This is a genomic window from Chryseobacterium sp. UF-290, assembly GCF_058245615.1.
The window spans coordinates 326,139-340,553 of sequence record NZ_JBSICB010000005.1 but is presented as its reverse complement, the minus strand read 5'-3'; the positions used below and the strand labels follow the sequence as shown (position 1 = coordinate 340,553).

At 37.1% G+C, this 14,415-nt stretch carries 13 protein-coding genes and 2 tRNA genes; 9 read left to right on the top strand and 6 right to left on the bottom strand.

Translation table 11 applies throughout. The features are described from left to right. Positions 1-71: 71 nt before the first annotated feature. Together AC4IF5_RS08650 and AC4IF5_RS08645 are read left to right on the top strand one after the other, a co-directional pair. A tRNA-Met gene (locus AC4IF5_RS08650) sits at positions 72-144 on the top strand. Between the two features lie 38 nt (positions 145-182). Next, a tRNA-Met gene (locus AC4IF5_RS08645) sits at positions 183-255 on the top strand. Between the two features lie 58 nt (positions 256-313). Here the strand turns inward: AC4IF5_RS08645 and AC4IF5_RS08640 are convergent. The 3 genes from AC4IF5_RS08640 to AC4IF5_RS08630 all read right to left on the bottom strand — a co-directional run bounded on the left by AC4IF5_RS08640 (position 314) and on the right by AC4IF5_RS08630 (position 2,595). After that, positions 314-559: an Ada metal-binding domain-containing protein gene (locus tag AC4IF5_RS08640; protein ID WP_490733576.1), complete on the bottom strand. Its 246-nt coding sequence runs from the start codon at positions 557-559 to the stop codon at positions 314-316. Positions 560-715: 156 nt separating this feature from the next. Continuing rightward, on the bottom strand, positions 716-1,429 hold the full coding sequence (locus AC4IF5_RS08635) for a 2OG-Fe(II) oxygenase (RefSeq protein WP_490733574.1): 714 nt from the start codon (positions 1,427-1,429) through the stop codon (positions 716-718). A gap of 584 nt (positions 1,430-2,013) precedes the next feature. Next, positions 2,014-2,595, bottom strand: a complete 582-nt coding sequence (locus AC4IF5_RS08630; protein ID WP_490733572.1) for a hypothetical protein — start codon at positions 2,593-2,595, stop codon at positions 2,014-2,016. Between the two features lie 505 nt (positions 2,596-3,100). Here AC4IF5_RS08630 and AC4IF5_RS08625 point away from each other — a divergent pair. From AC4IF5_RS08625 to AC4IF5_RS08615, 3 genes are all read left to right on the top strand, one after another. After that, on the top strand, positions 3,101-3,466 hold the full coding sequence (locus AC4IF5_RS08625; protein ID WP_202838784.1) for a BlaI/MecI/CopY family transcriptional regulator: 366 nt from the start codon (positions 3,101-3,103) through the stop codon (positions 3,464-3,466). 6 nt (positions 3,467-3,472) lie between these two features. Continuing rightward, positions 3,473-5,320, top strand: coding sequence for a M56 family metallopeptidase (locus AC4IF5_RS08620; RefSeq protein WP_490733571.1), 1,848 nt, complete (start codon positions 3,473-3,475; stop codon positions 5,318-5,320). 61 nt (positions 5,321-5,381) lie between these two features. Beyond that, positions 5,382-6,272, top strand: a complete 891-nt coding sequence (locus tag AC4IF5_RS08615) for a GLPGLI family protein (protein ID WP_490733569.1) — start codon at positions 5,382-5,384, stop codon at positions 6,270-6,272. Between the two features lie 162 nt (positions 6,273-6,434). Here AC4IF5_RS08615 and fsa read toward each other — a convergent pair whose 3' ends face one another. Further along, positions 6,435-7,088: a fructose-6-phosphate aldolase gene (gene fsa, locus AC4IF5_RS08610; RefSeq protein WP_490733567.1), complete on the bottom strand. Its 654-nt coding sequence runs from the start codon at positions 7,086-7,088 to the stop codon at positions 6,435-6,437. A gap of 228 nt (positions 7,089-7,316) precedes the next feature. Between fsa and AC4IF5_RS08605 the strand changes: the two genes are divergently transcribed. Continuing rightward, the gene (locus AC4IF5_RS08605; protein WP_490733565.1) at positions 7,317-7,823 is read left to right on the top strand and encodes a YdeI/OmpD-associated family protein; all 507 of its coding nucleotides are present in this window, start codon (positions 7,317-7,319) and stop codon (positions 7,821-7,823) included. Between the two features lie 118 nt (positions 7,824-7,941). Here the strand turns inward: AC4IF5_RS08605 and AC4IF5_RS08600 are convergent, their stop codons facing one another. After that, complete coding sequence (locus AC4IF5_RS08600) at positions 7,942-8,490, bottom strand: tetratricopeptide repeat protein (RefSeq protein ID WP_490733563.1); 549 nt, start codon at positions 8,488-8,490, stop codon at positions 7,942-7,944. A gap of 187 nt (positions 8,491-8,677) precedes the next feature. On the opposite strand from AC4IF5_RS08600, the gene pepE reads away from it, so the two are divergent. The 3 genes from pepE to AC4IF5_RS08585 all read left to right on the top strand — a co-directional run bounded on the left by pepE (position 8,678) and on the right by AC4IF5_RS08585 (position 12,171). Continuing rightward, entirely contained in the window at positions 8,678-9,370 is a 693-nt protein-coding gene (gene pepE, locus AC4IF5_RS08595; protein WP_490733561.1) for a dipeptidase PepE, read from the top strand. Between the two features lie 253 nt (positions 9,371-9,623). Then, a complete protein-coding gene (gene dacB / locus AC4IF5_RS08590) occupies positions 9,624-10,997 on the top strand; it encodes a D-alanyl-D-alanine carboxypeptidase/D-alanyl-D-alanine endopeptidase (RefSeq protein ID WP_490733559.1) in 1,374 nt (457 codons plus the stop codon). A gap of 7 nt (positions 10,998-11,004) precedes the next feature. Continuing rightward, entirely contained in the window at positions 11,005-12,171 is a 1,167-nt protein-coding gene (locus AC4IF5_RS08585; protein WP_490733557.1) for a sensor histidine kinase, read from the top strand. Positions 12,172-12,425: 254 nt separating this feature from the next. Here AC4IF5_RS08585 and AC4IF5_RS08580 read toward each other — a convergent pair whose 3' ends face one another. Beyond that, the gene (locus AC4IF5_RS08580) at positions 12,426-14,282 is read right to left on the bottom strand and encodes a M61 family metallopeptidase (protein WP_490733555.1); all 1,857 of its coding nucleotides are present in this window, start codon (positions 14,280-14,282) and stop codon (positions 12,426-12,428) included. Between the last annotated feature and the right edge of the window lie 133 nt (positions 14,283-14,415).

The following is a 14,415-nucleotide window of genomic DNA, read 5'->3' as shown; positions in this document are numbered from 1 at the left end:
CGAAGGTCATCGGTTCGAGTCCGGTTCCCGCTACTAAGCAAGTGTTGTCGGTAAACACTCTAAAAATACACCGCGGGATGGAGCAGTAGGTAGCTCGTCGGGCTCATAACCCGAAGGTCATCGGTTCGAGTCCGGTTCCCGCTACTAAGCAAGTGTTGTCGGTAAACACTCTAAAAATACACCGCGGGATGGAGCAGTAGGTAGCTCGTCGGGCTCATAACCCGAAGGTCATCGGTTCGAGTCCGGTTCCCGCTACTAAACGAGAGAAGCAATATAATATGCTTCTCTTTTTTGTTTTAGTTCATCAGGTACTTCAATACTCATTGTTTTTCCATTGCCTATACGCTTCTCTCATACAATGCCCGCAAGGACGGTAATTATTTTGTATGGCTTCTTTCTCATCCTTAAAGAAAACCCGGTTTTCCCTTTTCATTCTTTTTCCTGAAGTACAATTGAGCAAGCCGTATATTTTTAGTTTTTTATTTCCTCCGAAACGGATTTCCCGGCTGTGGATTTTACTTTTCAGCTCAATGGAGGATATTTGTAAATGCTGTATCATGTTTTTTAGGAAAAGAAGATGGAGGCTGGAAGCCGGAAGCTTATTGAGGTCTTAAGAGATAATCGGGGTTGGCCTTTTATTAATGATTGCTGAAAAATATTTCCAAAAATAACGAGTAAAAGCCTGCTGTCCGACAGTAGCTTCCAGCTTACTGCATTAGTTATTGGCATCATGGAAAATAATCCCCAGAGCATAGCGGCTTCCTTCACGGATTTCACTTACGCCATGTTTCATATTGACCCTGTAATAGCCCTTAGTCCCTTTTTCTGGTTTAAAATGTGTAGTGAAAATAATGACATCTCCCTTTTGAGGTTTTAAAACAACAGCTTTTGACTGGGCTCTCGGAACCTGCTGGGTAAGGATAAATTCTCCCCCTGTAAAATCTATATCAGGCTCACTCAGCATTAAAACGATCTGAATGGGGAAATAGACCTCTCCATACAAATCCTGATGTAAGGTATTGAAGCCTCCCTTTTCATATTTTAAAATTAAAGGGGTTGCTTTCTGCTGGCCGTTAATATGACATTGTTGTAAAAATTCAGCATGTTCTGGTGGAAAAGAAGTGGTAATGTGCAAAGCTTTAAACCATGAATTGGCAATAGCAGCCAGATAGGGATAGATATTGGTTCTTATCGTTTGAATTAGTTCAGGTAAAGGATAATTAAAATATTTATATTCACCCAGACCAAACCGGTGGCGTGCCATTATAACTGTTTTGCGGTACAGATCAGGATGATGATACCCTGATTTCAATATTTCACATTCATCACCGGATAATAAATCAGAGATCACAGCATAGCCGCTCTGATGCATTTCTTTGGTAATACGTTGCCAGTCTGTATTTTTTATTTTTTGAAGGAGATCTGCCATTATTTGTTTTTATACTGCAAAGATCTGAAGTCACCGATAAGTATAAAATCCGAAACGTGCGGTATTAAGGAAATCTGAGGCTGGAAAATAAAAGTTATTGAGGGGTGAAAGAATAGCTGCAACCAGGTTTTACTTATTTTGAAAGAAGCTTGTTATCATTGGTGGAAGTTAATATAAGAACATTGGAATGATGATCGGTTGTGTTTGCCGGAAAATACAAAAGTCATTGCTGGTTTATAAAGGCTGAATCAATTGGGGCCATTAGCTAAGAAAACTAGCTTCAAGCATTCGGACTTTTTCTTAAAGTAGAATTATTTCTACAACAATAACCACTTAATTCTACGCTTATTCTTTTATGGGACAAAAGCATAGTTCTATTTTTGTGAATCTCTTACAGGTCATGGGTAGGACAGTTGGCCTGTAGAGTATATGCAAAAAAATCTCCGTCCTATTTTCTACTTTTTCCCTAAGTTTTATGATTAGTACCACAAAACTGCTTTTTTTGACGGAGGTTTTTTGCTTTAAATAAAAAGAGAACTGCCATCGCAGTTCTCTTTTTTATTTTTTTAGATGTGACTTATATATTATTGGGCCAACTGAGCATAAGGAGTCAGTTGATTGTCATCAGACATGGTCTGTCCCAAAAATTCTCTTTTCTGATCTGCTTTCATTCTTGCAGAAGCGTCACTAGCATTAAAGTAAGCTTCACTTAATTTGGTAGCGATATCAGCAGGCTTAAAATCAAATTTAGTATCACCTTCCACTCCCAGATATCCGTTCTTTCTGGTCAGGTTTGTAATGTAGTTACTGTAATTGATAAGGGTATTTCTCAGATATTGAGTATGGTAGTCCATACATTTCTTAGCTTTTTTTGAAGAGTTGTTCAGGATACAGCTTTTCATATTATTTCTGTACAGGAACCATTCAGATTCAAGGATACCGTATTCTTTACCCACAACAATTTTCCCGTTGGTAAGAATATTATTATCGCTTTCTTTTGTCGCAATGGCCTGAAGATGCTGGATGACCAGGGGAACGGTGGCTTCGATCTTTGATTTTGTATCTTTTAGTATGCTAAGGTCAGCAGCCGGAGATTTTTTCTTTTGTGCTGTAGTAACGTTAAAAATGAGCAGTAATAGTACAATCAATAAATTATATCTTTTCATGAGAAATTTTTAAAGCACTAAAATAAATATAATTTCCCGGTTAAAACAAATTCATTTTAATTTTATTTAATAAAAATTAACAAATTTACAATACAACTTATTCATTGTTGTATAAATGGTGAGTTTAATGTCTTTATTTAAGTAATTTTTGTAATTGAAATTATGAATGAATCACCAGATTCATGTTCTTATCCTGACTGTTCTCTAATCCTGTTTCAAACAAATGTCTTATCCGAACTGAAATTAAATAGGCTTAAAAATTAATGTTATTAAGTGATTTTCTGTTAATTAAGCAGGAAATAATTTCATTTCTAAAAAAAATAACATATTTTAACTGTTTTTATTTATTTGATTTTCAAATAGTTATGTTTATAGCTTGGGTTATCACTAAAAAAATAGTTGTTTGATTCAATTTTATTTCTACATTTGTATAACTAATTTCTTAGTGATATGGATTTTAATGGTAAAAAATCTTTTATCACATTAATGATTAAATGAACAGGATATGAAAATTCAGACTTTAACAAAAGCAGAAGAACAGGTAATGCAGTATTTATGGAAAATCGAAAAAGGATTCCTTAAGGACGTTCTTGATCTTTTTCCGGAACCGAAGCCGCATACAAACACAGTCTCTACCATTTTAAAAGTATTGAAGGATAAAGAGTTTGTAGACTATCGTGTCCATGGAAGGCAGCATGAGTATTTCCCGCTGGTTTCCAAGGAACAGTATTCAGGAAAGACAATGAAAAGTCTTGTAAAAAACTATTTTAAAGGCTCTTATAAAAGTGCCGTCTCGTTTCTGGTAGAAAAAAATGAAATGACGGTGGAGGACCTTGAAATGCTATTGGATGAACTCAAAAACAAAGACTAAAGAGCCATGGAAGCAATACTTTTATATTTTGGGAAAATAATTTTATGTTCCGGTGTAATGTTTCTGTATTATCAGTTGTCTTTAAAAGACAAGACATTCCATCATTATAACAGATTTTATTTGTTGTCTGCCATGCTGATATCGCTGTTGCTGCCGCTTATCAAGGTAGATGATTTCACAATAGAAGTGAACAGTGATATTTATATGCTTCTTGACAGGATTCAGAATTTTAATACAGAAAAAAATATAGACAATGGTAACCTTTATTTTAACATTATTTTTTCAGCTCTGGGACTGGTTTCTTTCTATTTTTTAGGAAGATTGGCTTATGGGATCTTTAAGATCCAGAAGTTTAAAAAACAGTTTCAGAAAGAGAGTTTTGACGGGATCAACTTTTACCGTACAGATCTGACCGAAGCCCCCTTTTCCTACTTTAGAAATCTTTTCTGGAAGAATTCGATTACACTGAATTCTGATCTTGGAAAACAGATCCTAAAGCATGAAATGGTCCATATTGAACAGAAACATTCCTTTGATAAGATCCTTATTGAAATCACTACCGCTGTTTTCTGGTTCAATCCGTTTTTTCATATCATTAAAAGAGAAATTAATCTAATCCATGAATATCTGGCTGATAAAAAAGCCGTAAAACATTCGGACACCAAAGCATTTGCGCAGATGCTTTTAGCAAGCCACTTTTCCGGAACACAGTTGCCTGCTGCCAGTCCGTTTCTAAGTTCAAACCTTAAAAAAAGACTTAAGATGTTACAAAAACCCAAAACCAAGTTCGGATATGCGCGAAGAATTTTTGCATTGCCGGTTTTATTTTCAGTAGCCTTTGCCTATCTGGTGAACGCCAAAAATAAAGAAATTGAAAGAAACAATCTGGCTATAGAGAAAGCTGTTTTCCAATCTGTAAAAGGTACGATAAAAGATACGGTTTCACCCGGTAAGCTTAAAGATACGATGATCTCACGGAAGATCAGGAAATTCGGAGATGAAAAAAAGATTGCCGATTTAAGTAAAAAGATCGAAGAAAAAAGTAAAGCTTTGAAAACACTTAAGCCGGAAAGCAAAGAGTTTGAAAAGAAAGTAAATGAGATCGGGGACCTTTCCGAAGAGATCGGTAAAATTGCGAGCTCAGATGACTTCATAAAAAGGTCGATGACCATCAGAATGAATGGAAAAGATATGAATATCAATGATTTCTTTAAATCCGATGAATGGAAAAAGCAGGTAAAGGAAATCGAAAATATGAATATCGAAATCCCGGAAATGAATTTCGAATTTGATGTGCCATCTCCTCCTCCGGCACCTAACTCTCCAAAAGCACCCAAGGTAAAAGTTTATACATTTAAAGGGCTGCAGGATATGAAATGGACTCCGGAATCTGAAGTGGCTTACAGATCTGCCAAAAAAACGGAAGAATCTGCAGCAACGGCCAAAAAAAGAGCGGAGCTCGACAGAAAAAGGGCTAAGCTGGAAGAAAAGAGAGCAAAGCTTGAAGGGGAAAGAGCGAAACTGGAAGCTGAAAGAAGAGCCTTGGAAGGAAATAACAGAAATGTATATTTCTATAAAAGTGCTACCAACTTTAACAACCAAGGTGCTGAAACTCCGCATATGTTGATGTATGCAGATCATATCAGAAAAGATAATAATGGAAATATCACGATGAATGGAGTGAAAAACTTCAGATATAATGGAGATGATATGAAAATTTATATCAACGGCAAGGAATCCACAAAAGAAGAAATGAAGGCATTGAAACCGGATGAAATAGCTTCTGTTCATGTCAATAAAAATTCTGATAATGGTAAGGTGAGCGGAGAGATAAAAGTTCAGACAAAGAAATAAAGTTCCACTAAGCTTTGTCAGTTTATATTGGCAAAGCTTTTTATTAACATAGAATAAAATTATGAAAAGAAATTATTTGATTTTATTAGTCTTTTTAAGTGTCTTCGCCAATGCACAGGTCAACAGATTCTTTTATGACTATAAATATATTTCGGATTCTACCAGTAAAGCGGATGTGAAAAGTGATATCATGCTTCTGGATATTGATAAAAGCGGATCCAAATATTACAGCCGTGAAAAATTTGTTTCCGACTCAACGACAAAAGCAGATATTGCCAAGCAAATGAAAGGAGGGTTCGGAGGAAGTATTAATATCAGGAAAAATATGAAGCCGGGAACGATTTTTACAACGGTCATAAAAAAGTACCCGGAGTACAGTGTTTCTTTTTCTGAAAAGATAGGGAATACAACTTATAAAATAGCCGAGGATCAGAAACCTGAATGGAAAATTCTGCCTGAAAAGGAGAAAATTGGAGAATACAATACCCAGAAAGCAATTACCAATTATGGAGGCAGAAGCTGGACCGCCTGGTTTTCTACAGATATCCCATTCCAGGACGGCCCCTATAAATTCTATGGATTACCGGGACTTATCGTTAAAATTGAGGATAAAACAGGCTCGCATGTTATGACTTTAATTGGAAACAGGAAAACGGAAGCTGCAGCAGAAGAAGATATTCAGATACCGGGTCTCACGATGATTGGCTTAGGAGGGAAAGAAATAGAGGTCAGCAAAAAGCAGTTTAAAAAAGCATGGAAGGATTATCTTGCTGATCCTACAAAAGATATGAAGCAAACTATGAGCACTCTTCCTGCAGGTGCTGTTGTACAAATGAAAAACCAGGATGGGAAAAGTATTGACGTGAATGAAATGTACAGGAATATTGAAAAAAGAGCCAAAGAGGAACAGTTAAAAAACAATAATAAGATAGAACCGGAACTGTATAAGTAATAAGCCGTGTTCTGTTTGAAAAATACAGTATGATTATTGATCATGCTGTATTTTTTATATTATCTTAAGATTTAAAACACATGTGGTGGCAGTGGGGGTCGTTAAAAAATATATTCCCGGAACGAAGTTCCGGGAATATTATATTAAGCTGCTTGCCAGTTCTTATGCTAATTTCTGAGAATCCGCGATAAACTGTGCCAATCCGCTGTCAGTCAAAGGATGCTTTAATAAGCTCAAGATCGGAGGAAGTGGAGATGTAATAACATCAGCTCCGATTTTAGCACAGTCGATGATGTGCATTGAATGACGGATAGAAGCTGCCAGGATTTCAGTTTCGAACATATAGTTATCGAAAATTAATCTGATCTCCTGGATAAGGTTTAAACCGTCAGTAGAAATATCATCTAATCTTCCAAGGAACGGAGAAACATAAGTTGCTCCTGCTTTTGCCGCCAAAAGAGCCTGTCCGGGTGAGAAAATAAGCGTACAGTTGGTTTTGATGCCTCTGTCAGAAAAATATTTTAAAGCTTTGATCCCGTCTTTGATCATTGGGATCTTTACTACGATATTTTCGTGGATTGCAGCCAATTCTTCTCCTTCTTTGATCATTTCTTCATAAGTAGTGGAAAGTACCTCTGCAGAAATATCACCTTCTACAAGTTCACAGATCGTTTTGTAATGGTTTTTGATTGCTTCAGCACCCTGAATACCTTCCTTAGCCATTAATGAAGGGTTGGTCGTTACACCATCTAAAATTCCAAGGTCTCTTGCTTCCTTGATTTGCTCTAAATTAGCTGTGTCAATAAAAAATTTCATTTTGATAAATAGATTTATTTCTGCAAAGATAAGGGTTTTAATTGAGTTCTTGAGTATGATTTTTGGGTGGCGGGATTCGGGTTTGAGACTAATAGAGTGGGAGCGTTTGAGCGTTTTAGAGTTTGAGAATCAGGGAGTGATTAAAAAAAATTGCTCTAGTTGAACAACAATAATTAATTTTGCTTCTGGCTTCTGGCTTCTGGCTTCTAGCTTCTAACTTTTGTCATTATGAAAAATAACAGTTTCACCGCTACATTGGAAATCATCGGGATCAATCCTTTTGTTTTCGTTCCTGAAGAAATTCTGGATAAGATTTTTGAAGATTCAAAAAGGAATAAGAGCCCTATTCCGGTAAAAGGGAGCATCAATGGAAAAGAATTCCAACAGAACCTGATGAAATATTTAGGAGAATGGAGGCTGTATGTGAATGCAATAATGCTGAAAAATTCACCTAAAAGAATTGGGGAAGCTATTGAAGTGATGCTGGAATATGATGATATGGACAGAAGCATTGCCATTCATCCTCAACTGGAACAGGCTATCAAAGAAAGTACCCTTGCTACAGCCAATTTCGGGAAGCTGACCCCCTCCAGGAAACATGAGCTCATCCGCTACATCAATAACCTGAAAACGGAAGCCGGCATTCAGCGGAATATTGAAAAGATCATCCGGCATCTGCATGGTGAGACGGATTTTTTTGGGAAGAAGATAGAGGAGGGTAAGAATAAAGAATAAAGAGCAAAGACTTCAGGTGGGAGGCTTTAGAGAATGCTAAGGGGGAAATGTGAGATCAATTATAATGAATGATTCAGAAACAATAAAAAATCCGGAAAAAAACTTCCGGATTTGGTTTTTATGAATTTAAAGCTTTGCTGAGTTTTATAGCATCCTCGTTGGTAGGATCATATTGTATTGATTTGGCAATATGTTCTTTTGCTTTGGCAGGGTCGGTTTGCTGCTCTGTAAAGGCAATATAGAAATAGGCATAGGCCAGGTTCTTCTTATTTTGCTCCACTTCTTCCGGTTTTACTGTGGCAATATATTTTTCATAAGCGATCTTTGCATTGGCATCATCTTTAGCAGCCTGATAGGCGTATGCCTGACTGTAATAAGATGGAGCCCAGTCCGGTAGCAATACAGATATTTTTTTCCAGGTATCAATTGCATTTGTCCAGTCTGAAGCTTCCTGATATGCAGCAGCTAATTTTGCTAATGATTCAGTATCGTTCGGATTGGCCTCAATTTGCTTTTTAAGACCTTCAATAGTCGGGTTTGCCTGACTTGTAGCAGCCGTATTATTTACACTGTCTGTCTGAGTCGTCTGAGCATTTATAAAACCTGCACTTCCCACAAGTATCAAACCTAAAAATAGATTTTTAATTTTAACGTTAGCCATTTTCATATTCTTATTTTTAAAATTCTGGAATCTTAAAATTCAATAATAATTCCACAAAAGCTCAAATTTTAGAAGCTTTAAGTTTTTTTAGAAAATATTAACGGGTTCCGTGTTTTTTTTAGTTTAATTTTTGATTCTTGATGTTTGGGTTTATCTTTGCTTTCAACTTTTTTTATAATCAATATAATTTTATATGAATATCATATTAGCCTCAACATCCACAATTTTTGGTGGTGAATATCTGGAATATTTAAGAGAAGAATTAATCCAATTATATACAGGAATTGACGAAATTGTTTTTATTCCTTTTGCAAGACCCGGAGGTATTTCCCATGACGATTACACCGCAAAAGCACGTTCTTTTTTCGAAACGATCAATATAAAAGTGAGAGGACTTCATGAATTTGAAGATAAAACGGCTGCCTTAAACCAGGCGAAAGGCTATTTTGCAGGAGGCGGAAATACATTTTTGTTGGTTAAAACCCTGCATGAAGAAGGGCTGATGTCTGTTTTAAAAGAAAACGTATCCAATGGAAAAGCTTATCTGGGATGCAGTGCCGGAAGCAATATCGGAGGACAGAACATGAAAACCACGAATGATATGCCGATCGTTTATCCGCCAAGTTTTGACTGTATGGGGTTGGTTCCGTTCAATATCAATCCGCATTACCTGGATCCGAATCCTGATTTGAAACACAATGGGGAAACCAGAGAAACCCGTATTAAAGAATTCCTGACCCAAAATGACATCAAAGTGATAGGCCTCAGAGAAGGAAACTGGATCAGAAGGATGGGTGAAACGATTACCGTTGAAGGAAGTGAGCTTACCAGGATCTTTGAAAAAGATAGAGAACCTTATGAGATAGAGGCCGGAAGTTTACTGTAGTGAAGCCGAAGAAATTGACCGGTTTATAGATGTAATCTTAGGTTCCGGATGAAATGACTTGATGCCTGAATCATTATCCGGATCAAAAAAATCAATTATTGATATCATGATCTCCGGAAATAGGAAAAGATACATTTTTAACTATATTTGATACGATTTTAAATATAAAAATGCTCAGGGACTGGCTCTTGCAGGCCGGCTGTAATAAGCAGAATCCCAAACCATCAGCGAAGTAGAACCAAACTACAATGTAATGAAAAAAACACTTGCAGGACTCATGCTCTCAGTACAGGTTGTCTCTGCTCAGAATATAGCTCAGAAATTAGATAAAGTAACCAAAGATCTTATGGACTCTTCAGGAGCGGTTGCTTCCAGTCTGTCATTTTATGTTTCGGATGAAAATGGCAACTTTATATATGAATACCAGGGAAATAAAGGACTTTCTACCGCTTCTACGCAAAAGATTTTTACGGCCGGAGCGGCTTTGGAAGCTTTAGGAAAAAACTATACCTATACTACCACTTCAAGCTATTCCGGAAGTATATCAGGAGGAACTTTAAACGGGAATCTTTTCATCAGTTCCAATGGAGATCCTACGTTGGGAAGCTGGCGGTATGATGCTTATAAACCTGAAAGCTTTAAAAAGAAACTGGTGGAAGCTCTGAAAAGTTCGGGAATTAAAAAAATATCCGGTGATCTGGTGATTGATGATTCTTATTTCGACCATCAGACAATTCCGGGAGGATGGCCATGGGATGACCTTGGGAATTATTATGGTGCCGGGGTCTGGGGGATCAACTGGAGAGAAAATCAGTTTGATATCAATATCAACGGAACAGATTTTAAAAGCTTTTCTTATCCTCTGGAAGGGGTACAATGGCTGAATGATCTGAAAACAGGCGGAAGTTCAGATCAGAGTCTGATCTTTACAGCTCCTCATTCCAATGTAGCTCTGATCAACGGGATGCTGCCCGGAGGAAAAACGGTAACCGTTTCCGGCTCTACCCCTAATCCTCCCTTACAGCTTGCAGCAGAAGTAAAGCAGTGGCTGAAGGAATCCGGTATTGAACTTTCCGGAAAAGCAGTGACCAATTCACAACTTGAAATAGAAGGAAAACAGGTATTAGAAGCGCCAAAGAGCAATATAATCCTGACCTATCAGTCTCCAACTCTGGATAAAATTGTTTATTGGTTTTTAAGAAAAAGCGTTAATCTTTATGGAGAAACTTTAATTAAAACTTTGGGCAAGGAGAAAAAAGGAAATCCGAGCTTTAAAAGCGGTATTGCTTACCTGAAAGAATTCTGGAAATCCAAAGGAATCAATTCCAATATGATCAATTTTGCAGACGGAAGCGGTCTTTCTCCACAGAATTACGTTGCCGCAAAAGCTGAAGTGCAGGCTCTTTTATATGCAAAAAAACAGTCATGGTTTGAAGCGTATTATGATGGCTTTCCGGTGCAGGACAATGGTATGAAGATGAAAAGCGGTACCATGAGGGACATTAAATCTTTTGCAGGCTATCATACTGCAAAAGATGGTAAAAAATATGTATTTTCGATTATTATCAACAACTATCAGGGTAGCGGAAGTGCAGAGCTGCAGAAAATTCTGAATGTTTTAAAATAAAATACGTTTGAGAAAATCCATACTTACCAGGCTGAATAACTGGATCATTTTTGTTGTCATGACTACTTTGGTAATTGCCATCGTAGTGGCTTCAACATCGCTTATTAATTTTCTCAGAAAAGAGGAGATTAAAAGGATCAGTCTCCTTTCCAAAGCGATAAGGATACAGCAGGAGGTCAAGACTCCGGATACGGACGTTCTGGATCTGCTGCCGGATATTCTGAACATTAACAATACCATTCCGTTCGTTGTAACAGATAAATACAGAAATCCGATTCTGGATCTGGGATATTACAGGAATATTCCTGAAAGCACGATAAAAGACCCCGAAAAACTGCAGGCTCTGATGAGAAATATGGAAAAGAATTATGATCCGATTGAAATCAAAGTGCCGGATGGTAATAATCAGTTTGTATACTATGATAATTCACGGCTGCTCAATAACCTGCAGTATTCTCCTTATATCTTAGGATTTTTTATTTTATTGTATTTTGGTTTTTCTTTCTGGTTTTTCAGGACGATCAAAAAGACGGATGAAGGTTATCTTTGGGCTGGCTTAGCTAAAGAAACAGCGCATCAGATTGGGACTCCCTTATCTTCAATGATCGGCTGGATGGAAATCATGAAACTGGATAATCCCGAATCTGAAGGGGTAAATGAGATAGAAAAAGACATCGAGAGACTGAGAACGATTTCTGAAAGATTTTCAAAGATAGGCTCAGTTCCTGAGCTGAATGATATGAATTTCAATGAGACAATTCAGGAAAATTATGATTATCTGAAGACCAGGATTTCCAGAAAAATCAACTTTACATTACATCTTCCTACCTATATACTACTGGTACCTCATAACAAGATCCTGATGAGCTGGGTGATCGAAAACCTGGTGAAAAACGCTGTGGATGCCATGAAAGGAGAAGGTTCTATAACCATGTCCGTATTTGAAAGAAACAAAAATATTCTTGTAGAAGTAAAAGACAATGGAAGCGGGATGACAAAACAGCAGGCCAGAAATGCTTTTAAACCTGGATATTCTACCAAAAAACGAGGCTGGGGATTAGGGTTGTCATTGGCAAGAAGAGTTATTCATGAGTACCATAACGGGGATATTAAAATATCGCAGACTGAAGTAGGAAAGGGCAGTACTTTCAGAATAGCGATAAAAAAAATATAAAATAACGTGATCTGAAGTTCCATTCGTGAGCAAAAAACTGAAGTTTTCCGACTGTAGTTTGATACAATCTAAAAATCTATATTGACTTTCTCTTTATTTTATAATGAAACAGAAATAGTTTAAACCTTATAGGTTTCTAAAACCTATAAGGTTTTTATTTTTATGGCATTACTAACGAACAAACATTTGCATTAGTGCTGAAAAATAGGCATAAAAAAGGCTGAACTTTATAGAACAGCCTCTTTTTTTCAATTTTATTTTTTACCAGTGAGCCACTGGGTTTGCAGCTTCAATTCTTCCGGACTTGGGCTGGCCTTAAATACAGGCGTTTCCAATGTTATTTTATCAAGGATTGCTTTTCCTTTCAGGTTCATTTTTTCTTTCTTTCCGGCATTGTCTCTTAAGATCGTTACCGTTACTTCCTGTCCATCCTTAATGGTGTGGGTATAACTAATAAAATCCTGTATTTTTTTAATGTCTACATTTTTCCCATCCAAAGCAAGTACCTGGTCGGTGATTTTAAACCCAATGCTTTTTGCGAAAGGCGAAAGGGCTGAATTTTCATCAAAAGCAAACGCGTTGTTCTTCTCATCAAAACCGGTCTGGTTAGGATCTTTGATAAACCAGAAAATAGGATTGCTTTCCTGCTTCTGTATATCTATTCCTACCATATTGAGATATTCAGCGTAAGGAGTAGGCTGATTTCCGGCAATATATTTATTGTAAAAGTCTTTTACCTGAGGGTATCCGGTTACGGTAACCAGCTCATCGATCAGCTTATCATCTTTGAAAGGCTTGTTTTCACCGAACCTTTGAGAAAGCTTTCTGATCATATCACGATATCCCATTTCTCCTTTGGAAAGTTTTCTCAGCTCAATATCAAGACACATGGCCAGAAGCGCTCCTTTTTCATAAACATTTCTGTACTGGTCCTTATAAGGTTCCTGCAGTACGTTTTTACTCATTACTGTAAACGGCATGGTATCGTCATAGTTCTTGGAGTTGGCAATTTTCTCACCAATTCTTTGAAGGAAATGCTCTTTATCGATAAGACCTTCCTGGATCTGGAATAAATTGGCGAAATACTCCGTTCCTCCTTCATACATCCACAGATGCTGGGACATTTTAGGGTTGGCATAATCGAAATAATGAATTTCTTCAGAATGGGTCTTCAAAGGATTTACGGTATGGAAAAACTCGTGGGAAACTACATCCGTAATTGTATTGTCAATAGCTTCTTTCGGCATGCCTTCGGGAAGGACCACGCTGGTAGACTCATGATGCTCTAATGCTCCAAATCCTTTGATTCTGGGTCCGTCTCCTCCTGCAAGGTAGAGCATGATCGCATACTTTTTATTGGTATTCATATCCCCTAAGAATTTCTTCTGGGCAATAACCATTTTTTCAAGATTATCTTTAAAGTCTGCCGCTTTATATTTTCCTGTCGGGGAATATACTCCAAGCACAAGCTCCATTCCTCCTGCATTGAAGGTAATGTAATCAGGCTTTGTATACATTAATGGCGAATCGGTCACTTTAGCATAATTGGCTAGGGTATAGGTATCCGTAGATTCGGATTTATCCTGATCAACCAAAGCTGTCGTACCATAGAAATCAGCAGGCTTCTGGATGATCAGCTGATAAGGAACATCCTGCATATTATCAATATACCCAATGAATCCGTGAGTATTGATCATATAGACTTTTCCCTGTTCAATATCTGTCCCTGACGGAGAAAACACTGCTTTATGTTTTGATGTATCCATTTCCTCATCAAAACTGTCATTCACCAGATAAGAGATCTTGCTCAGGTTCTGGGCATTCTTCAGTGAATAGGTATTATCATTTACTTTGGTATAAGTAAGCTCTTTTCCTTTGTTATCATAGAATTTGATTCCCTCTATGAATCTTCCGTAATCATCTACGGAATAAGTACCGGGAACTGTTTTCGGAAAATGAAATTTGATGTCACCGGATTTCATTTTCGGAAACTCCATAGTAACGGCAACCTTATCGTCTTTTACATTGACAAGGTCAATGGTTGTTTTGATGGACTGTGCATTCGCTAAAAAAGCAGCAAAAAGTCCCAAGCTAATTGCAATTTTTCTCATTAGGTTTAAATCTTATAGTTAAATAGTTGCTTTTTTTCTCATTTTGTTACGAAAAAAATATTAAACTTTTCTTAAAAACTTGAAATAAAACAGTAAAGGACAAATTTGCTGACTGCGAATTTGTCCTTTACTG

Excerpts from the sequence above, each read along its gene's own strand:
- AC4IF5_RS08640 (WP_490733576.1), bottom strand. The coding sequence starts at position 559 with ATGATACAGCATTTACAAATATCCTCCATTGAGCTGAAAAGTAAAATC.
- AC4IF5_RS08635 (WP_490733574.1), bottom strand. The coding sequence starts at position 1,429 with ATGGCAGATCTCCTTCAAAAAATAAAAAATACAGACTGGCAACGTATT.
- AC4IF5_RS08630 (WP_490733572.1), bottom strand. The coding sequence starts at position 2,595 with ATGAAAAGATATAATTTATTGATTGTACTATTACTGCTCATTTTTAAC.
- AC4IF5_RS08625 (WP_202838784.1), top strand. The coding sequence starts at position 3,101 with ATGAAAATTCAGACTTTAACAAAAGCAGAAGAACAGGTAATGCAGTAT.
- AC4IF5_RS08620 (WP_490733571.1), top strand. The coding sequence starts at position 3,473 with ATGGAAGCAATACTTTTATATTTTGGGAAAATAATTTTATGTTCCGGT.
- AC4IF5_RS08615 (WP_490733569.1), top strand. The coding sequence starts at position 5,382 with ATGAAAAGAAATTATTTGATTTTATTAGTCTTTTTAAGTGTCTTCGCC.
- fsa (WP_490733567.1), bottom strand. The coding sequence starts at position 7,088 with ATGAAATTTTTTATTGACACAGCTAATTTAGAGCAAATCAAGGAAGCA.
- AC4IF5_RS08605 (WP_490733565.1), top strand. The coding sequence starts at position 7,317 with ATGAAAAATAACAGTTTCACCGCTACATTGGAAATCATCGGGATCAAT.
- AC4IF5_RS08600 (WP_490733563.1), bottom strand. The coding sequence starts at position 8,490 with ATGAAAATGGCTAACGTTAAAATTAAAAATCTATTTTTAGGTTTGATA.
- pepE (WP_490733561.1), top strand. The coding sequence starts at position 8,678 with ATGAATATCATATTAGCCTCAACATCCACAATTTTTGGTGGTGAATAT.
- dacB (WP_490733559.1), top strand. The coding sequence starts at position 9,624 with ATGAAAAAAACACTTGCAGGACTCATGCTCTCAGTACAGGTTGTCTCT.
- AC4IF5_RS08580 (WP_490733555.1), bottom strand. The coding sequence starts at position 14,282 with ATGAGAAAAATTGCAATTAGCTTGGGACTTTTTGCTGCTTTTTTAGCG.